The organism is Shewanella algidipiscicola, from assembly GCF_003605125.1.
Taxonomy (GTDB): domain Bacteria; phylum Pseudomonadota; class Gammaproteobacteria; order Enterobacterales; family Shewanellaceae; genus Shewanella; species Shewanella algidipiscicola.
In genome coordinates this window covers 220698-239873 of record NZ_QPQT01000006.1, presented here as the reverse complement: position 1 = coordinate 239873, position 19176 = coordinate 220698, and the positions used below count along the sequence as shown (strand labels likewise).

Annotated in this window: 15 protein-coding genes and 3 tRNA genes; 12 read left to right on the top strand and 6 right to left on the bottom strand. The window is 43.5% G+C overall.

Annotated elements, in window-relative coordinates; translation table 11 throughout:
* Positions 1-150: 150 nt before the first annotated feature.
* From uvrY to rplY, 9 genes are all read left to right on the top strand, one after another.
* Positions 151-795, top strand: a complete 645-nt coding sequence (uvrY, locus tag DVO77_RS08615; protein ID WP_110458933.1) for a UvrY/SirA/GacA family response regulator transcription factor — start codon at positions 151-153, stop codon at positions 793-795.
* A gap of 27 nt (positions 796-822) precedes the next feature.
* Positions 823-2655 (top strand): excinuclease ABC subunit UvrC, encoded by a 1833-nt coding sequence (gene uvrC, locus DVO77_RS08610; RefSeq protein WP_119978023.1) that lies wholly within the window; start codon positions 823-825, stop codon positions 2653-2655.
* Between the two features lie 47 nt (positions 2656-2702).
* A complete protein-coding gene (gene pgsA, locus DVO77_RS08605) occupies positions 2703-3260 on the top strand; it encodes a CDP-diacylglycerol--glycerol-3-phosphate 3-phosphatidyltransferase (protein ID WP_110458935.1) in 558 nt (185 codons plus the stop codon).
* 204 nt (positions 3261-3464) lie between these two features.
* A tRNA-Gly gene (locus tag DVO77_RS08600) sits at positions 3465-3540 on the top strand.
* A 29-nt stretch (positions 3541-3569) separates the two neighbouring features.
* A tRNA-Cys gene (locus tag DVO77_RS08595) sits at positions 3570-3643 on the top strand.
* A gap of 39 nt (positions 3644-3682) precedes the next feature.
* Positions 3683-3768: transfer RNA gene (locus tag DVO77_RS08590), tRNA-Leu, on the top strand.
* 375 nt (positions 3769-4143) lie between these two features.
* Positions 4144-5718: a L,D-transpeptidase family protein gene (locus DVO77_RS08585; protein WP_249038136.1), complete on the top strand. Its 1575-nt coding sequence runs from the start codon at positions 4144-4146 to the stop codon at positions 5716-5718.
* 90 nt (positions 5719-5808) lie between these two features.
* Positions 5809-6363 (top strand): peptidoglycan L,D-endopeptidase MepK, encoded by a 555-nt coding sequence (gene mepK, locus DVO77_RS08580; RefSeq protein ID WP_110458936.1) that lies wholly within the window; start codon positions 5809-5811, stop codon positions 6361-6363.
* A 128-nt stretch (positions 6364-6491) separates the two neighbouring features.
* The gene (gene rplY / locus DVO77_RS08575) at positions 6492-6779 is read left to right on the top strand and encodes a 50S ribosomal protein L25 (protein WP_110458937.1); all 288 of its coding nucleotides are present in this window, start codon (positions 6492-6494) and stop codon (positions 6777-6779) included.
* Between the two features lie 57 nt (positions 6780-6836).
* Here the strand turns inward: rplY and DVO77_RS08570 are convergent, their stop codons facing one another.
* From DVO77_RS08570 to sodB, 4 genes are all read right to left on the bottom strand, one after another.
* Positions 6837-8363: a SpoVR family protein gene (locus DVO77_RS08570; protein ID WP_119978022.1), complete on the bottom strand. Its 1527-nt coding sequence runs from the start codon at positions 8361-8363 to the stop codon at positions 6837-6839.
* Between the two features lie 10 nt (positions 8364-8373).
* Complete coding sequence (locus tag DVO77_RS08565) at positions 8374-9642, bottom strand: YeaH/YhbH family protein (protein ID WP_119978021.1); 1269 nt, start codon at positions 9640-9642, stop codon at positions 8374-8376.
* Between the two features lie 48 nt (positions 9643-9690).
* Positions 9691-11625 (bottom strand): PrkA family serine protein kinase, encoded by a 1935-nt coding sequence (locus tag DVO77_RS08560; protein WP_119978020.1) that lies wholly within the window; start codon positions 11623-11625, stop codon positions 9691-9693.
* A gap of 234 nt (positions 11626-11859) precedes the next feature.
* Positions 11860-12444 (bottom strand): superoxide dismutase [Fe], encoded by a 585-nt coding sequence (gene sodB / locus DVO77_RS08555; RefSeq protein ID WP_119978019.1) that lies wholly within the window; start codon positions 12442-12444, stop codon positions 11860-11862.
* A 231-nt stretch (positions 12445-12675) separates the two neighbouring features.
* Between sodB and DVO77_RS08550 the strand changes: the two genes are divergently transcribed.
* Positions 12676-13020 carry a Grx4 family monothiol glutaredoxin gene (locus DVO77_RS08550; RefSeq protein WP_110458943.1) on the top strand — a complete coding sequence of 115 codons (345 nt, stop codon included), beginning with the start codon at positions 12676-12678 and terminating at the stop codon, positions 13018-13020.
* Positions 13021-13162: 142 nt separating this feature from the next.
* Here DVO77_RS08550 and DVO77_RS08545 read toward each other — a convergent pair whose 3' ends face one another.
* Complete coding sequence (locus DVO77_RS08545) at positions 13163-14395, bottom strand: uracil-xanthine permease family protein (protein WP_119978018.1); 1233 nt, start codon at positions 14393-14395, stop codon at positions 13163-13165.
* A gap of 197 nt (positions 14396-14592) precedes the next feature.
* On the opposite strand from DVO77_RS08545, the gene DVO77_RS08540 reads away from it, so the two are divergent.
* Both DVO77_RS08540 and hda read left to right on the top strand, forming a co-directional pair.
* On the top strand, positions 14593-15693 hold the full coding sequence (locus tag DVO77_RS08540; protein WP_119978017.1) for a DUF2066 domain-containing protein: 1101 nt from the start codon (positions 14593-14595) through the stop codon (positions 15691-15693).
* Positions 15694-15760: 67 nt separating this feature from the next.
* On the top strand, positions 15761-16471 hold the full coding sequence (hda, locus tag DVO77_RS08535) for a DnaA inactivator Hda (protein WP_110458946.1): 711 nt from the start codon (positions 15761-15763) through the stop codon (positions 16469-16471).
* Positions 16472-16691: 220 nt separating this feature from the next.
* On the opposite strand, the gene fadE is transcribed toward hda, so the two are convergent.
* A complete protein-coding gene (gene fadE, locus DVO77_RS08530; RefSeq protein WP_119978016.1) occupies positions 16692-19139 on the bottom strand; it encodes an acyl-CoA dehydrogenase FadE in 2448 nt (815 codons plus the stop codon).
* Positions 19140-19176: the final 37 nt, after the last annotated feature.

Here is a 19176-nt window from a genome sequence, read left to right as displayed (position 1 = left end):
TAAATAACTGAAATAGATTACTTATAATTCATTGGCTTAGATGTATTCATTTTATCCTTTCTTATTAAAGTGAATTGGGATAAATTACATGGTGTTATCGTACGTAAACCAATGTCGGTTTAGTGTTAGCTATACAAGGTAGATTTTAAGTTGATATCTGTATATTTGGTTGATGATCATGAATTGGTAAGAACTGGCATTCGACGTATTCTCGAAGATGAGCGTGGCATTAAGGTGGTGGGTGAAGCAGGTGATGGCGAGTCTGCTGTGCAGTGGAGTCGTAATAACGAAGCCGATGTGATCTTGATGGACATGAATATGCCGGGGATTGGCGGGCTCGAAGCGACCCGTAAGATCCTACGTTATCAATCCCATGCCAAAATTATTGTGCTGACTATTCATACCGAAGATCCGTTTCCCACCAAAGTGATGCAAGCTGGGGCTTCTGGCTATTTAACTAAAGGCGCTACGCCACCTGAGGTGATCCAAGCGATTCGTCAAGTGGCTCATGGTCAGCGTTATCTATCGCCCGAAATTGCTCAGCAGATGGCTTTGAGTCAATTTAACCAAACGGACGATAACCCGTTTAAAAGCTTATCTGAGCGTGAACTGCAGATCATGATGATGATCACCAATGGTGAGAAGGTCAGTGATATTTCTGAGCAACTCAATTTAAGTCCTAAAACCGTCAACAGCTACCGCTATCGCCTGTTTGATAAGTTGGGGATCAATGGCGATGTTGAACTAACCCGCTTAGCCATTCGTTATAAGATGTTGGATACAGGCCAGTTTTAATTACTCCAGCCCAACAAGCGTTTAGGTATGACTATCTCTGCATTTGATTCGACCCGTTTTCTCAAGACCGTCTCCTCATCCCCTGGTGTCTATCGTATGTATGATGCTCAGGGGACCGTTATTTACGTGGGAAAGGCTAAAGATCTTAAGAAACGCCTTAGCTCCTATTTCCGTAAAAATTTAAACAATGTCAAAACCGAAGCCTTAGTTTCGCATATCCATGATATTGACGTTACGCTGACGCACAGCGAAACGGATGCGCTGATTCTCGAAAATGATTACATCAAGCAGTACATGCCAAAATACAATGTGCTGCTGCGAGATGACAAATCTTATCCCTATATTTTTCTCAGTCAGCATCAGCATCCTCGTTTAGCCTATCATCGTGGGCCTCAACGTGAGAGAGGCCAGTATTTTGGTCCATATCCTAATGGCGGCGCCGTTAGAGAAAGCTTACATTTGATGCAAAAGTTATTTCCTATCCGTCAATGTGACGATATCTACTATAAGGCGCGGTCCCGCCCCTGTTTGCAGTATCAAATTGGCCGTTGCAGCGCCCCTTGTGTCGGTAAAGTCTCCGATGAGGATTACCAAGAGCAGGTTAAACTTGCCACCCTATTTTTACGCGGGCGAGATCAGCAGGTAATGGGAACGCTGGTAGGTAAGATGGAACAAGCGGCACAAGCACTTAATTATGAGGCTGCTGCGCGTTTTCGTGATCAGATAAGTGCACTGCGCCGGGTTGTCGAGCAACAAGAGGTGTCGGGCGGCAGCGGAGATATGGACGTTATTGGGGTCTACTTTGCCTCTGGCGTTGCTTGTTTTCATTTATTGTTTATTCGCGGCGGTAAAATTTTTGGGAGTCGCAGTTACTATCCCGCCGTACCAGATAAGACCGAACTCGATGAGGTTCTACGCGCCTTTATGCTGCAGTTTTATCTTAATTTCGACAGTCAACGCACGTTGCCAAAAGAGATCATCGTTAGCCATGACTTTGATGATATCCATGAGTTGGAGCAAGCGATTGAACAAGCGCTCGCTAAAAGCGTGACGATTAAGACCAAGGTGCGCAGTGAACGGGCCAGTTTCTTACGCATTGCCGATACCAATGCAAAAAATGCGGTTGAAACGCGGTTATCTCAGCAAAATACCATAGAGCAGCGATTCCTGTTACTCGAAGAGGCATTAGAACTGTCGAATCCGATCCGTCGTATGGAATGCTTCGATATAAGCCACACCATGGGGGAGAGTACGGTGGCCTCTTGTGTGGTGTTTAATCGTGAAGGGCCCAATAAGTCAGAGTATCGCCGCTATAATATCAAGGGGATCACTCCTGGTGATGATTATGCGGCAATGAAGCAAGCAATTAGTCGACGGTTCGATAAAATCGATGCTAATGGCAAAATTCCCGATATTTTATTTATTGATGGCGGTATTGGCCAGCTCAGAATCGCCCAGCACGTCGTCGATGAGAAATTTGCTCAGTTAGATATTGCTCCGACATTGATTGGCATTGCCAAAGGGGAAGGGCGTAAGCCCGGTTTAGAGACCCTTATTTATGGTGAAAATGAGCTAGCGTTTCATCTGCCTGCTGACTCGGGAGCACTGCATTTGATCCAGCATATTCGTGATGAGTCACACAGGTTTGCGATCACAGGCCATAGAAACAAACGCCAAAAAACACGTAACACTTCAACACTCGAGTCTATTGCTGGCGTTGGACCCAAACGGCGTAAGGCCTTATTGCAATATTTAGGGGGACTTCAGCAAGTGAAAGGCGCAAGTGTGGCTGAATTAGCAAAAGTCCCAGGTATTAGCTTAGAAATGGCGCAAACAATACATGATGCATTGCGAGGGTAACAAAATTAAGGCAAGATTGGCGCTGCTTTTAGATAATTGGTTTCGTCATGCCGTTTAATGTACCGATAGCACTTACGCTGTTCAGGCTAGTTTTACTGCCTGTTTTTGTAGTTCTTTTTTATGTTCCTTATAGCTGGTCGCCCTTTGCGGCTGCTTTTGTGTTCTGGTTAGCTGCCGTCACAGATGCGCTGGATGGTTATGCTGCCAGAAAATTGCAACAGTCGACCCGGTTTGGCGCTTTTCTCGATCCCGTTGCCGATAAGATCATGGTGACCACTGCTTTAGTGATGTTGGTGGCTGAATATAACCATATTTGGTTAACCTTACCGGCACTCTTTATGATTGGCCGTGAAATTGTGATTTCTGCGTTGCGAGAATGGATGGCCGAAATTGGTAAGCGGGGCTCGGTTGCCGTGTCATGGATTGGTAAGTACAAAACCGCGGCCCAGATGGTGGCCATTGTCGGTTTGATCTGGCGTCCGAATGACTTTTTGACTTATACCGCCATTGCGCTGTTTTATGTCGCTGCGATTCTGACATTTTGGTCCATGGTTAGCTATATTATGGCGGCCTGGGGCGATTTAACCGACGAATCGAACAATTAGAACGCAATGCGATCACTTAGTGTGCAAACGACATCAAATTGTAAAATAGTGCGTTGACACTGGAACTAAAATCGGTAGAATTCGATTCCGAAGTCAAGGGGAAGCAACTAAAGCTTAACCTAGATAACAAAGCAACATTGTTAATTAAACTTAAGTTGAACAAGATTTAAATTAAGTTTAAAAATAAATGTAGCAAAGAATGATGCGACATTAGCTCAGTTGGTAGAGCGATACCTTGCCAAGGTATAGGTCATCGGTTCGAACCCGATATGTCGCTCCAATTTACACCGTAAATTGGGCATTCAATTTGGCGCGATGGCAGAATGGCTATGCTGCGGATTGCAAATCCGTCGATCTCGGTTCGACTCCGGGTCGCGCCTCCACTTTAAGTTTTAGCGCAATAGCGATAAAACGCACACATTGCCCGTGTGGTGGAATCGGTAGACACAAGGGATTTAAAATCCCTCGCTGAATAAGCGTGCCAGTTCAAGTCTGGCCACGGGTACCATCTTAAGATGACAAAAAGGCCTCAACTTAGTTGAGGCCTTTTTGTTTCTGTTGTTTATTGATATGTCTCAGATCTGCCATTGCCTGTGAGCTTGTCCGCAAACCTTAATCGATTATTATGCACAAGCTAATTAAATCGTCTTTAGTCTCCGTCCACACCCTATAGCATCATAATCACACAGTGAAGCAGATAGTAAAATACTGATGCTAATGATGCTAATGGGTTAAGGTATCGAGAAACTATGTTGGTCAACTTTATTTCAGTATCAGGTTATTTAGCGATTTAGTTTGGATAAACGGTTAGCTTATACAAAATCTGTCTTTATGTGTGCCATTACTCGCGTGCATTTGCGCCATAATTACTCGAGGAGGGATTATGATGCGAAGTATAGTTACGGTAATTGTCTTGCTGTGGGGGATGTCTACAGCTGTCTCTGAGACCAGAATGGAAGCCGCAACTTCAGCGTTGTTACAGCAAGTGCAGTTGATCTCTCTAATTGAGTCGAATGAACGCTTCTTGCGATATCAGCGGATATTAACGGCAAATGAACCTTTATCTGTTGATGATTTTTATCAGGTAAAAGATTCAGTCGCGCAATTTTGGCAGCATAATGGCATCACCGCTATCGCCCCCTATTTGGTTAATGATGACGATCCCTATACCGCCGTGTTAGCGCTTGAGCCAAATGTTGAAGGTTTTTTGCCTGTAAACAACCGTATTCGCTATCTGTTGTGGTTAGCGAAGGTGCAGCCCTGGACAAGGATAGAACCCAATGGGTGGTTAAAACCTGGTGATAGCCACCCTGATATTAGTGCCATTGTTGATCGTCTAAGATGGTTAGGTGATTATGATGAGCAAGATATCGATAAGGGCAATGTTACCCAAGACCATGCCATGCAAGACATGAGTGAAGGTAAGGAAAGTCAAAATACACAGACAGGTAAGGTGGGGTCAGAATACCGTGGTTTGTTAAGTTCTGCACCAACATCAACATCAACATCAACACCATCCACGCCGGTCAATCATTCTGAGTCTTATCAATCCAACGACGTTTACGATGACAATTTACGCCGCGCAATATTAACTTTCCAAGAGCGTCATGGGCTCAATCCCGATGCCATTATTGGACCTGCAACGCTGCGATGGCTCAATGTAACACCGATAAATCGTGCTAGGTTGCTGGCAGTCAATTTTGTTAATCGCGCAAAATATATGAGCAAGATAGGTAAGCGGTATCTGCTGATCAATATTCCGGCTTATGATTTAGTTTTGGTAGATGATAATCAAACCGTACTGCACTCTAAGGTGATTGTGGGTAAGCCTTATCGGCCTACACCCGTTATACAGGGGGAGATAAGCAATTTAGTTATCAATCCCAGCTGGCGAGTGCCAAGGCGTTTACTCAAATACGATCTACTGCCTAAAGTTCGCCAAGATGGTGGCTATATTAATCAACATAATTTTGAAGCGTTTAATTATTCTGAGGAATTAGTGGTAAAAAGCGATGAAGAGTGGCGAGATCTTGCTAGAGGGCATTTCCCTTATCGTTTAGTGCAAAAGCCAGGTGTTAATAACACCTTAGGTCGCTATAAGTTGTATTTTCCAAATCAATATAGCGTCTATTTACATGATACTCAGGATAAAGCCCTTTTTGCGCGCAGCGATAGGGCGTTATCTTCAGGTTGTATTCGTGTTGAAAAAGTCGAACAGTTGGCTAACTGGATAGCATCTAACTTAGTGCGTGATAAACAGACCTGGGTTGACATGCAAATTGAGCGAACAAAAACGCAATGGTTCGCCTTCGATGATAAATTACCTGTTCATCTTGTTTATTGGACCTCTTGGCTTGATGAGCACAATATTGCCCAGTTTAGAGATGATATATATAAGAAAAATCAAAATATCATTGCGGAACTACAGGCCTATAACTCCCCAAACCCTGATGAATAAAGGGCTGTAGAAAAAACATTAGCTTGATCTCACCATTAAAATCGTTTAATTTGTGCGCTGTTTTTGTGTAAATAATGAACGGTGGTATTAATGTCAATAGTGTGTCCTTCACGTAGGCAGTTGTTGTTAGGCCTAGGTGGTGTAGCAATGTTTTCGATGGTGTCTCCTAAAGTAAAAGCGAGTCGTTCCACTAAAGGCGTACGTAGCTTGAGCTTTTATAACAGACATACAGGGGAAAAGGGGCAAGGAAGCTATTGGATTGATGGGAGTTATCAGGATAATACTCTCACAGATTTTAATCATATTTTGCGAGATCATAGGCAAAATGAAGTGGCTCCAATGGATAAGCGATTATTCGATCTACTTTATTTGCTTAAACAGACGTTAAATATTGATGATCAGCATGAATATCATGTCATTTCAGGTTATCGTTCACCGAAAACTAATCACATGCTCGCGCAAAAGAGTAATGGTGTAGCAAAGAAGAGTTACCACATGAAGGGAATGGCAATGGATATTGCGGTTCCTGATGTTAACTTGAAAGATTTGCGTGATGCGGCGGTGTCTTTAAAGTTAGGTGGTGTGGGCTTTTACCCTAATTCTGGTTTTGTACATGTGGATACTGGACCGGTAAGAACTTGGTAATACCAAGGGGCTTAACAAGTGTTTGTGTCGTAGTCTGGGGTATGCTAGTATTCGCTCGCTTTAAATGAGGTCATCGTTGGTCGAAAGCGATGATCACCTAAAACTTTATTATATTAAGTGAGTAAATTATGTCTTACGCAATTACCGCACAAGCCCGTACTGAAATAGGGAAAGGTTCGAGCCGCCGCCTACGTCATGCTGGTAAAGTTCCTGCTGTTATCTATGGTGCGGGTAAAGAACCTGTTTCTATTGAATTCGAACACAAAGATATCATCAACATTCAAGCGAATGCTGATTTCTATACTTCTGACATCACTATCGTTTTAGATGGTAAAGAAGTTAAGGTTCGTGTTCAAGCTATGCAACGTCACGCGTTTAAGCCTCTTATCGAGCACGTGGATTTCACTTTCGCTTAATGTGAGATTGAATAAGAAAAAGCGCCTATTTGGCGCTTTTTTTATGGCTGAAATTGCTTATATTTGATCTAACTCTGCCTGTTTGTCAGGGCAAGTTACGATGATCCTTGTGTCACCTTGTTCTGTTAGTTCTTCTAATGTCACTGAAAATCCCCATAAACGGTGTAGATGTTTAACGACCTCTTTACAGCTATCACCCAAAGGAATTCGGTTGATGGGAATGTACCTTAGCACTAAGGAACGATCGCCTGATATCGCGACATTTTGTACCTGAATATTGGGTTCAATATTGGACAAGTTATATTGCTGTGACAACATTTGTCGGATGTCATGGTAGCCTTGGTCATCATGAATGGCTGAGACATGAAGGTAGTTTTTTTGGTCGTTATCGAGAATACTAAACAGTTTAAATTGGCGAATGATATTTGGTGATAGGTACTGACTGATAAAACTTTCATCTTTAAAGTTTTGCATTGCAAAGTGTAGGGTATCGAGCCAATTACTCCCCGCTATTTCAGGGAACCAACGTTTATCTTCTTCGGTTGGTGACTCACAAATACGCCGTATATCCACAAACATATTAAAACCCAGCGCATAAGGATTGATGCCGCTGTAATAAGGACTGTTATAACTGGGCTGCGCGATAACGTTAGTGTGGTTTTTTAAAAACTCCATCATAAAGCGATCGCTGACGAGATTGTCGTCATAGAGGTGATTCAAAATGGTGTAGTGCCAGAAGGTCGCCCAGCCTTCATTCATGACTTGGGTTTGTTTCTGTGGATAAAAATATTGACTCATTTTTCTGACGATACGGACAATCTCACGCTGCCAAGACTCTAGCAAGGGGGCATTTTTCTCAATGAAATAGAGAATGTTTTCTTGAGGCTCGGCGGGGAAATGATTGTCTGATTGCGTTTTGTCAGCGGCGGGCATTAATGGAATGGTTCGCCATAAGTCATTGACTTGGCTTTGTAGGTATTCCTCACGTTCTTTTTGGCGAACCTTTTCTTCTTTTAATGAGATCTCGCTAGGTCGTTTATAGCGATCAACGCCATAGTTCATCAAGGCATGGCAGGAGTCGATGATGAGCTCAACCTGCTCGGTGCCGTAACGCTCTTCACATTCGCGGATATAATTCTTTGCAAAAACTAAATAATCTATGATGGAACTGGCATCGGTCCAGGTTTTAAACAGATAGTTACCTTTGAAGAAGCTGTTATGGCCAAAATTAGCATGGGCCATCACTAAGGCTTGCATGGTGATGGTGTTTTCTTCCATTAAATAAGCGATACAAGGATCGGAATTGATAACGATTTCATACGCCAATCCCATTTGTCCACGTTTGTAACCTTGTTCAGTTTCGATAAATTTTTTACCAAATGACCAGTGAGTATAACCGATAGGCATGCCGATACCAGCGTAGGCATCCATCATCTGTTCGGCGGTGATCACTTCAATTTGGTTAGGGTAGGTGTCGAGTCGATAATGAGCCGCGACCCGTTCGATTTCCGTTAGATACGATTGCAACAAATCGAATGTCCAATCGGGGCCATCATCTAATCTCTTGCTGCGTTTTGAATTCATAATCGCCCCCTTAAACCGCTTGTTTCTTAAACAGTTCTCTAAACACTGGGTAGATATCTTCAGCTTGTCTAATGTGCTGAACTGCAATATTATCGTGAGTTGTTTGCAACGCTTCATACTCACGCCATAAAGTTTGGTGGGCGCGATTGGTAATTTCGATGTAGCTGAAGTAGCGCACAACGGGGAGTAGTTTTTTTTCTAATATATGACGACAGGCTGGTGAATCATCGGCCCAATTGTCGCCATCCGATGCTTGAGCAGCATAGATGTTCCATTCATTTTCAGGATAACGTTGTTGTTGAATGTCGTGCATTAATTTAAGTGCACTGGACACTATAGTACCTCCAGTTTCTTGTGAATAAAAAAATTCATGCTCGTCTACCTCTTTGGCTTGGGTGTGATGCCGAATATAGACTACGTCTAGGTTTTTATAGGTTCGAGTGAGAAACAGGTAGAGTAAAATGTAGAAACGCTTTGCCATATCCTTGGTGGCTTGGTCCATGGAGCCTGATACGTCCATTAAACAAAACATCACCGCCTGACTTGAGGGTACTTCACGTTTTGCATAGTTGTTGAAGCGTAAATCGAAGGTATCGATAAACGGCACTCGGGCAATTTGGGCCTCTAATTCGGCAATTTGCTGCTGTAAGTTAATGATCTTTTCAGCTTCAGAACCCGGTGTTTGCTCCAACGCTTCTAACTCTGCTTGAAGCTCGGTTAACAGGGCTTTTTTTGATGATGACATGGCAATGCGCCGTGCCAATGAGGAACGCAGTGAACGTACTATATTGATATTGGCTGGTACGCCATCATTAGTGAAGCCCGCACGATAGGTTTGGTACTCTACCAGTTTATTGAGGCGATTATTTTGTAAGTTCGGCAGTTCAAGATCTTCAAACAACAACTCCAAATATTCATCTTTAGATATTTGAAACACAAAATCATCTTGTCCTTCCCCCGAGTCAGATGCATCACCTTGTCCTCCGCCTTGACCTTGTCCTTTGGGCGGGCGTTCAATTTTATCTCCTCGAGCAAATTGGTCGTTACCCGGGTGGACCCGCTCTTTTACACCACCACGGCCTTGATGAAAAGTGGGCTCGCTAATATCTCGAGTAGGGATAGCAATTTCTTCGCCTTTGTCTATATCGGTAACACTGCGCTTGGTCACAGCATCGCTGACCGCTTTTTTAATTTGTTGCTTATAACGATTGATAAATCGTTGCCGATTGACTGTGCTTTTTCCCTTAGCATTCAATCGCCTGTCAATAAAATTAGCCATGCGCACCTCCAAACAACGCGTGGGGAGAGATCTCCCCACCTAATATTATCAAGATGATTTACGCACGCGCAGATACCATTCTGATAACAGTCTTACTTGCTTCTTGGTATAGCCTTTCTCCATCATTCGATTAACGAAATCATCGTGTTTACGCTGATCGTCGGTCGATGTTTTGGCATTAAAAGAGATAACCGGTAACAGATCTTCAGTATTGGAGAACATTTTCTTTTCAATAACAGTGCGCAGCTTTTCATAGCTGGTCCATAGTGGGTTAGAGCCTTCATTGTTAGCTCTGGCTCGTAATACAAAATTCACAATCTCATTGCGAAAATCTTTTGGATTACTGATCCCCGCTGGTTTCTCAATCTTTTCGAGCTCAGCATTAAGGGCGGCTCGGTCAAACAGTTGCCCGGTTTCTGGGTCTCTATATTCTTGATCTTGGATCCAAAAATCCGCATAGGTGACGTAACGGTCGAAAATATTTTGACCATATTCTGAATAGGACTCTAAATAGGCCGTTTGAATTTCTTTACCAATAAATTCAACATATTTAGGGGTTAAGTAGCCTTTTAAGAACTCTAGGTATCGTTCTGCCGTTTCGTTAGGAAATTGCTCTTGTTCGATTTGTCGCTCGAGCACATAAAATAGGTGCACCGGATTGGCGGCAATTTCACTGTGATCGAAGTTAAATACTTTAGAGAGAATCTTAAAGGCGAAGCGGGTCGATAATCCTTGCATACCCTCGTCGACACCAGCGTAATCGCGGTATTCCTGATAAGATTTAGCTTTGGGATCTGTATCCTTTAAGCTCTCACCATCATAGACTCTCATTTTTGAGTATATCGATGAGTTATCAGGTGTTTTAATACGTGACAATACGCTAAATTGAGCCAGTAGCTCCAAAGTATAGGGAGCACATGGGGCTTGTGATAACTCAGAGTTGAATAGCAATTTTTTATAGATTTGAATCTCTTCAGACACCCGCAGACAGTAGGGGACTTTAACAATATAGACGCGGTCTAAAAACGCTTCGTTAGTTTTATTGTTTCTAAAGGTGGTCCATTCTGACTCGTTGGAGTGCGCTAAAATGATACCGTTGAAGGGCAGGGCTGAAAGCCCTTCAGTACCATTGTAGTTACCTTCCTGGGTAGCGGTTAGTAGTGGATGTAGCACCTTTATAGGGGCTTTAAACATCTCAACGAACTCCATCAACCCTTGATTGGCTCGACACAGTGCACCCGAGTAGGAGTAAGCATCGGCATCGTGTTGGGCAAAATGTTCGAGTTGGCGAATATCGACTTTACCCACGAGTGAGGAGATATCCTGATTGTTCTCATCGCCGGGTTCTGTTTTGGCAATGGCCAGCTGATCTAAAATGTTAGGATAGACTTTAACCACCTTAAATTGTGAGATATCACCGCCGAATTCATGGAGGCGCTTGACGGCCCATGGCGACATAATGGTTTTGAGGTAGCGCCCCGGAATGTCATATTCGCTCTTGAGCAGCTCGGCATCTTCATCAGGGTTGAATAAGCAAAATGGGTGGTCATTGACTGGGCTACGCACTCCATTAGCACTGAGTACGTAAATAGGTACATGCTGCATTAATGATTTGAGCTTTTCTGCTAGGGATGATTTACCACCACCTACAGGCCCAAGTAAATATAAGATCTGTTTAGATTCTTCAAGACCTTGTGCCGAGTGTTTTAGATAGGCCACTATCTGTTCTATCGCCTCCTCCATACCGAAAAAATCTTTAAACGCAGGATAGCGGGAGATTAAACGGTTGGAAAAGATACGGCTTAAAATTGAATCTTTTGAGGTATCGATAACCTCAGGCTCACCGATTGCAATAAGCAGGCGTTCGGCTGCCGATGCATACGCAATACGATCGTCTTTGCAAATGGCTAAAAATTCTTGTAGCGAATATTCTTCATCTAATTTCTTTTCATAGCGCTGTTGATAATGCTCGAATATGCCCATTTCCCACCCCCTGAAGCTAGCAATAGATCTTAAGGGGCAACTGAATTTTCAGTTACCTATTCCTAATGATAGACGGGAAATGTGAGTTGGGTAGCAAAAAGTATAATGAAAACAATAACAAAACATTGCAAATGCAATTGTTGCATATGTGGCTGACGATGATTTGTTTAAAAGTCCTTAGATTAAAAACAAAAAAGGAGCCATTAAGGCTCCTTTTTATTGTGACACTATTGATTAAGCAGCAAAGTTGCTGTTAACAAATTCCCAGTTCACAAGCTCCCAGAAATGAGCAAGATAGTCAGGGCGCACATTACGGTAATCAATATAATAAGCGTGTTCCCACACATCAACAGTCAGTAATGGTGTTACACCATCTTCTGTTAATGGTGTCGCTGCATTGCTGGTATTGACAATAGCTAAAGAGCCATCAGCTTTTTTAACTAACCAAGTCCATGCACTACCAAAGTTGTTCACTGCAGAATCAGTAAATTGTGCTTTGAATGCATCGAAAGAGCCGAAGGCTGAATCTATAGCAGCTGCGATATCACCAGTGGCAGCGCCGCCGCCATTTGGCGATAGGCAGTTCCAATAGAAAGTGTGGTTCCAAACTTGAGCCGCATTATTGAAAATACCACCAGTAGAGGTCTTGATGATCTCTTCTAGGCTTTTCTCGGCAAGTTCAGTACCTTCAATTAGGCCGTTTAGCTTCACAACATAAGTGTTGTGATGCTTGCCATAATGGTATTCAATCGTTTCTTGGGAAATATGGGGCTCTAATGCGTCTTTTGCATAAGGAAGTGCTGGTAATTCAAAAGCCATGTTTTTTCTCCATTGACATTCAATTGTCTTTTTTCTGTTTGCTCACAGCTAGCCATTCTACCTGATAAAATTGTGATGTGAATCATTGTTTGGCTGATTTTACCGATTAATTCAATCGTTAAATTATTCTATGCAATAACCTTGGTAAAAGTAGGTTTTTGTTCTTAGCCATCCTGACGTACAATAGGCAAAATTGTTTAAGTAGCTTTGCTGCAATATTTAGGAAAGAAGATGCAAACAAATGAAACTGTAGAAAAAATCAAACAGCAGATTGCTGAAAACCCAATCATCGTTTACATGAAAGGTTCACCTAAGTTACCTAGCTGTGGATTTTCATCTCAGGTGGCACAGCTTATGATTAATTGCGGTGCACAATTTGCGTACGTTGATATTTTACAGCATCCCGATATCCGCGCAGAACTGCCAAAGTATGCGAATTGGCCTACTTTCCCGCAGTTATGGGTTGAAGGCGAACTTATCGGTGGCTGTGATATTTTGACTGAAATGTATCAAAAAGGTGAGTTGCAAACTTTGATTAATGAAACTGCGGCAAAATACCCTGCCCAAGACGCATAAGTCTGCTCATTACTCGAGTGCTGTTAGCTAAAACGCGATATATGGCGTTAAGTAAATCATAGTTAACTTAGGCATCTACTAAATAAAAAAGCCCTTCGATTGAAGGGCTTTTTTTATGTTTAATTTTAGTCTAGTAGATGCGTTACTCGGTAAGCGCTGCTTCTGGCTTAGTCGCTGGCAGTAATAAGTTCATGGTAATGGCGACAATACCACATAGGCTAATACCGGTTAGGCTAAATGACCCAATACCAAAGGCCATGCCACCAATACCAAAGACCAAAGTAACACCTACGATGCACAGGTTTCTCGGCTCGCCCATGTCGACCTGATTTTTGATAAGCGAGTTAAGCCCAACTGCCGCAATAGAACCAAATAATAAACACATAATACCGCCCATCACTGGAATGGGGATCGTTTGCATCAGTGCTCCCAGTTTACCTACAAAAGCTAAGGTGATTGCGGTGATGGCAGTCCATGTCATGATGCGGGGGTTAAAACTTTTGGTAAGCGTTACCGCCCCCGTGACTTCTGAATATGTCGTATTTGGTGGACCACCAAGTGCAGATGCTGCGATGGTGGCAATGCCGTCACCACTTAAGGTGCGATGTAGGCCGGGCTTTTTCATGTAATCTTTACCAGTAACGTTTGAAATCGCTAAAATATCTCCGATATGTTCAACCGCGGGGGCGATTGCCACAGGGATCATAAAGGCGATGGCGTGCCAGTTAAACTCGGGGGCAACGAAGCTTGGGATAGCAAACCAGTTGGCGTTGTGTACTGGGGTGAAATCAACAATACCCATGGCTAAACTGAGAGAATAACCCACAATGATCCCAGCTAAAATCGGCATTAATTTGGCAACGCCTTTGGCAAATATGGCTACCGCGATGGTAGACAGTAACGATGCTAACGAGATCATCAATGCTACGCTGCCATCAACCAAAACTAGGCTACCATCGCCGCTTTTACCTAAAGCCATATTGACCGCAACAGGAGCCAATCCTAGGCCAATCACAATGATGACCGGCCCAACGACCACTGGCGGCAATAAACGCTTGATAAAACCATCACCACGTACTTTGACAAGACTTGCCAGAATCAAGTAAACACAACCGGCCGCCATGAGTCCGCCCATGGTCGATGGGATCCCCCACGTTTGTACGCCATAAAGAATCGGCGCAATAAAAGCGAAAGAGGAAGCGAGGAAGATAGGGATTTGTCGTCGGGTGACGAGTTGAAACAACAGGGTGCCCAAGCCTGCTGTAAATAAAGCGACATTAGTATCAAGGCCAGTTAATAGCGGCATTAATACCAGTGCACCGAAGGCGACAAATAACATCTGGGCGCCTTGTAATGGAATTGCTAAACGATTCATTTTCATTCTCTTTTTTTAGGTAAACCGAACGATTTTAACGTTTAGTCATTTCATTTGCATTAGTTACGGTCACATTATTTTGCTTTGGGTTAAAAAAAATTAATAAAAAATCACCTCGGGTTAGGGGGGATGCAGGCAAGAACCGCACAAACTGTGTTACACTGCAGCCATTGTATTTGGTTAAAGTATTGATATAGATGTTTAAGCGTCTTACCTATGGTTTGTTTACCACCATCATCTTGATGGTTGCACATATGGCCGTTGCGGCAGAAGTGACTGAACTTGATATGAGTATTGTCAAGGTAGCAGACCGTACCACGAAAACGAAAAATAACGCCCTAGCACAAGCATTACACAATGTGATCCTTAAAAATACCGGCAATAAAAGTGCCTTATCAGCGCCGAGTATTGTTGCTGCACTTAACAATCCTACCGCACTTATTCGTCAGTTTGGGTATCAAGAAACCGACGGTCAGCAATATTTACGTGCGACTTTCGATCATCAGAAAATAATCCAATTACTTCGTGATGCTCAGTTGCCTGTATGGGGAAGCCAGCGTCCACTCACTCTCATCTGGTTAAGCTTGCAGCAAGATGGTCAACGCGCCATTTTGAATGACTCATCAACGTCAGAGAATCGAGCGTATATCGATGAGTTAGCTCAGGCTCGTGGACTGCCGGTTTTGTTGCCAATGATGGATCTTGATGATGCGATGAATGTCAGCATCAGCGATGTGCGAGGCTTATTTGTCGATGCAATCGCTAACGCATCTGCTCGTTATAATACTGATTATTTTATAATGAGTTCGATTGAACCTACCGCAGACAATCAATTTCATTACTCGATGGTATTGTATCCAAGCACTCAAAGCGGTGTTTTGTTTAATCCATTGGTACAAGACGCCGGAGTGGTTGCCGATATTGATAGTGCTCTTAATCAGATTTTTTTAACGATAAGCGAATACTATGTGAGCCAGTACGCGGTTGCCGACAGCGGTGCAGCACTCAGTACTCAACTTACTTTTATCGATATTACTGAACGTAAACAGCTGGTTGATATTGAAAACTATCTTACTCAACTCAGTGCGGTAAAACAGGTTTCGTTAACACGTTTACAAGGCGGGGCAGCCCAGTTTACTTTAGCGCTATTTGGTACTAAAGAAGATCTTATCCGTCTACTCAGTTTAGAATCAAGAATTAAACCGCAGTCTGTGTTAACGCCTATGCCAGTAGGCGGTGCTGATCCGTTAGCACCATCACAGAGTGAGACCATTAACTATATTTGGCTTGGTCATTAATGTAAGCTGGGTTCCATTATGTTTGGAACCTTTCTTTTACCAAACAAATGATATCGAGATTTAATTAGTGGCATCCCATTCCCCATTACAGTTGTCGTTACCCGTTTATTTGCCTGATGATGAAACGTTTAACAGTTATTATCCTGCGGCCGGAAACGATCAATTAATTCAAAGTTTACAAGACTGTGCTGATGGAAGTGCGGAGAAGGCCGTTTATCTATGGGGGCCGGTAAAATCGGGTCGTACCCATTTGATGCATGCGACTTGTGCCCGTGCTAATGAACTTAATCGCAACAGTTTCTATTTGCCATTGGGGATCCATGCCAGTATCTCAACCGAATTGTTAGAAGGATTAGAGCAGGTTGACCTTGTCTGTATTGACGATATTGATGCAATAGCCGGCCACCCTTTATGGGAAGAGAGTCTATTTGATCTGTATAACCGTGTAGCCGAGCAGAAAAATTGCAAATTGGTGGTCAGTGCCAGTGCCTCTGCCGTCGATAGCGGCTTTGTGTTACCCGATTTAATCTCTAGAATGCAGTGGGGCTTGACTTACCAAGTTCAGCCAATGGCTGATGATGAAAAGCTAGCGGCATTACAACGCCGAGCGGCGATGCGTGGTTTACAGTTGCCTGAAGATGTCGGTCGTTTCTTACTGAACCGCCTAGCTCGTGATTTACGTACCTTATTTGATGTGCTTGATAGATTAGATAAAGCGTCGTTAGTTCATCAACGTAAATTGACTATCCCGTTTGTCAAAGAGATGCTGAGGTTGTAAGTGATAAGCTTAGCCTAAGTCTTTAACCATTTGGGCGCTTAGCCATCAAATAATCAATCTTTTATAACTCAAATGCTTAAGATGCCTACAATGTGATTTCTTTGTCGCACTAGCATAAATTATGTTGCCAAACAAACAACTTAATTAGGGTGAAACATAAATAACAAAAAAGCCCAAACTCACGTTTGGGCTTTTTGCTGTTAATCGTTTCTAGAGCGATTTATGCGGCTTGATGTTGGGCTGCTGACGCGACAACCTGGGCTTTTAACTCGGCAGGATCAAAATCATCGACATTGATTGATTTCATCCGGCCAATTTCAGCGCGTTCAAGTAAAGCAACCTCATCGTCACTGAGAATACCTAAGGCTTTTCCTTCGGCGGCTAGCTTATCTAACCACATGAAAGGATGACGCTTACCCGATGCCTTACAAATTTTATCGTGTAGCGGCTCACAAGCTAGAATATCTTTAAAGGTCTGCTCTTGAATGCCTACAGCATTGAACTCAGATGGTGTCCAAAATTGACCTTTACCTAAACGATCACGACTGGCACAAGGTGTTTGCATGATCTTAGCTACTTTATGGTCCAGTACATCACTTGGACGCTTAAGTGGACGACCAAATGGGAAGATAATGACGCGTAATATGCGACCTAAACCCATAGGGAAGTTGTCTAATAGATCGTCAAGCGAGTCTTGTAGTTTGTACAATGAATCTTCAACGGCCCATTGCACTAAGACTAAATCTTCGCTCTGGCGGCCTTCATCTTGATAGCGTTTCAGTGTTGCTGACGCTAAATAAAGCTGGCTCAACAAATCCCCTAGGCGAGCAGAGATACGCTCTTTACGCTTAAGCCCCCCACCCAATGTCGCCATCGCTAAGTCAGACAATAAAGCCAAGTTAGCGCTAAAGCGGTTCATCTGTTGGTAGTAACGCTTGGTTTTATCGTTATAGGGACTGTTTGAGAATCGGCTTGAGGTTAAACCTAACCAGAAGCTGCGCACCAAGTTACTAATCGTAAAGCCGATATGGCCAAATAACGCCGAATCAAAATCGTTTAGTGCTTTGTTTGCATCAGGATCAAATGCTGATTCCATTTCAGCCAATACATAAGGATGGCAACGAATAGCTCCTTGACCGTAGATGATCATCGAGCGGGTTAAGATATTTGCCCCTTCAACCGTAATGGCGATAGGTGCCGCTTGATAGCCGCGACCTAGGTAGTTACCTTCACCTAAACACACGCCTTTACCGCCGTGGATGTCCATGGCATCGATAACGCATTTTTGCATTCTGTCAGTCAAGTGGTACTTAACGATGGCAGAAATTACCGAAGGTTTTTCGCCTAAATCAATAGCGGTTGTGGTTAAGGTTGTTACCGCATCCATTAAATAGGCATTGCCGCCGATGCGTGCCATTGGCTCTTCAATCCCTTCAAGCTTACCAATCGGTAACTTAAATTGACGGCGAATACGCGCATAAGCTCCTGTCGCCACAGCGGCGGTTTTTACGCCACCGGCAGAGTTTGACGGCAAGGTAATGCCGCGGCCTACAGACAAACATTCAACCAGCATGCGCCAGCCTTGACCTGCCATTTCTGGCCCGCCGATAATAAAGCTTAAGGGAACGAACACTTCGTTGCCTCGGGTTGGACCATTTTGGAACATACAGTTAAGTGGGAAATGGCGACGACCCGTTTCAACTCCAGGCACATCTGTAGGGATAAGGGCGCAGGTGATACCTAAATGTTCTTTATCGCCGAGTAATTTATCGGGATCTTGCAGCTTAAAGGCAAGGCCTAAAACGGTCGCAACTGGAGCTAGGGTAATATAACGCTTGTTCCAGGTCAGTTTCATACCTAGCACTTCTTCACCTTGCCATTGCCCTTTACAGACCACACCAAAGTCAGGAATTGCACCAGCATCACTGCCAGCTTCAGGGCTGGTTAATGCAAAACAGGGGACTTCTAATCCCTTTGCCAGACGAGGCAAATAGTGGTTTTGCTGCTCGGCAGTACCATAGTGTTGTAATAATTCACCAGGGCCTAATGAGTTAGGCACACCAACAGTGGAAGCCAGTTCGCTGGATACGCCAGCCAGCTTTTGTAATACGCGTGATTGCGCATAGGCTGAATATTCGAGTCCGCCGTACTTTTTCTTGATGATCATGGCAAAAAAACCGTGATCTTTTAAGTATTGCCAGATCTCAGGGGGAAGGTCTGCGAGTTGATGAGACACTTGATGTTGGTTGAGCATCTTACAGACTTCTTCAACTGGGCCATCAAGAAAGGCTTGTTCTTCAGCGGTTAGGCGAGCAACCGGATAGTTGTGTAATTTTTTCCAGTTGGGTTTACCGGCAAAAAGATCCGCTTCCCACCAAGTTGTACCTGCTTCGATGGCTTCTTTTTCTGTTGAAGACATTTCAGGCATGATGCCTTTGTACATCTTAAGCAGGGGGCGGGTGATGACGCTTTTTCTAAAAGCAGCGATATTAAGCGGAAGCACAATCGCAAAGAAGACGAGCCAAGACAGCATGGCGATGGCATCTGTAGCGGTACCGACTGCCATGACAATGGCGGCAATGATGCTTGAGGTGAGCAGAGAAACTCTTAGGTAGGCTAATGCGCCTAACGTAAAGAGCATCACTAAAATCCAAAGTAAGGTTGTCACTGTTATTCTCCTTCAATTGCGACTGTTAACTGCACTA

Excerpts from the sequence above, each read along its gene's own strand:
- uvrC (WP_119978023.1), top strand. The coding sequence starts at position 823 with ATGACTATCTCTGCATTTGATTCGACCCGTTTTCTCAAGACCGTCTCC.
- pgsA (WP_110458935.1), top strand. The coding sequence starts at position 2,703 with ATGCCGTTTAATGTACCGATAGCACTTACGCTGTTCAGGCTAGTTTTA.
- DVO77_RS08585 (WP_249038136.1), top strand. The coding sequence starts at position 4,144 with ATGATGCGAAGTATAGTTACGGTAATTGTCTTGCTGTGGGGGATGTCT.
- mepK (WP_110458936.1), top strand. The coding sequence starts at position 5,809 with ATGTCAATAGTGTGTCCTTCACGTAGGCAGTTGTTGTTAGGCCTAGGT.
- rplY (WP_110458937.1), top strand. The coding sequence starts at position 6,492 with ATGTCTTACGCAATTACCGCACAAGCCCGTACTGAAATAGGGAAAGGT.
- DVO77_RS08570 (WP_119978022.1), bottom strand. The coding sequence starts at position 8,363 with ATGAATTCAAAACGCAGCAAGAGATTAGATGATGGCCCCGATTGGACA.
- DVO77_RS08565 (WP_119978021.1), bottom strand. The coding sequence starts at position 9,642 with ATGGCTAATTTTATTGACAGGCGATTGAATGCTAAGGGAAAAAGCACA.
- DVO77_RS08560 (WP_119978020.1), bottom strand. The coding sequence starts at position 11,625 with ATGGGCATATTCGAGCATTATCAACAGCGCTATGAAAAGAAATTAGAT.
- sodB (WP_119978019.1), bottom strand. The coding sequence starts at position 12,444 with ATGGCTTTTGAATTACCAGCACTTCCTTATGCAAAAGACGCATTAGAG.
- DVO77_RS08550 (WP_110458943.1), top strand. The coding sequence starts at position 12,676 with ATGCAAACAAATGAAACTGTAGAAAAAATCAAACAGCAGATTGCTGAA.
- DVO77_RS08545 (WP_119978018.1), bottom strand. The coding sequence starts at position 14,395 with ATGAATCGTTTAGCAATTCCATTACAAGGCGCCCAGATGTTATTTGTC.
- DVO77_RS08540 (WP_119978017.1), top strand. The coding sequence starts at position 14,593 with ATGTTTAAGCGTCTTACCTATGGTTTGTTTACCACCATCATCTTGATG.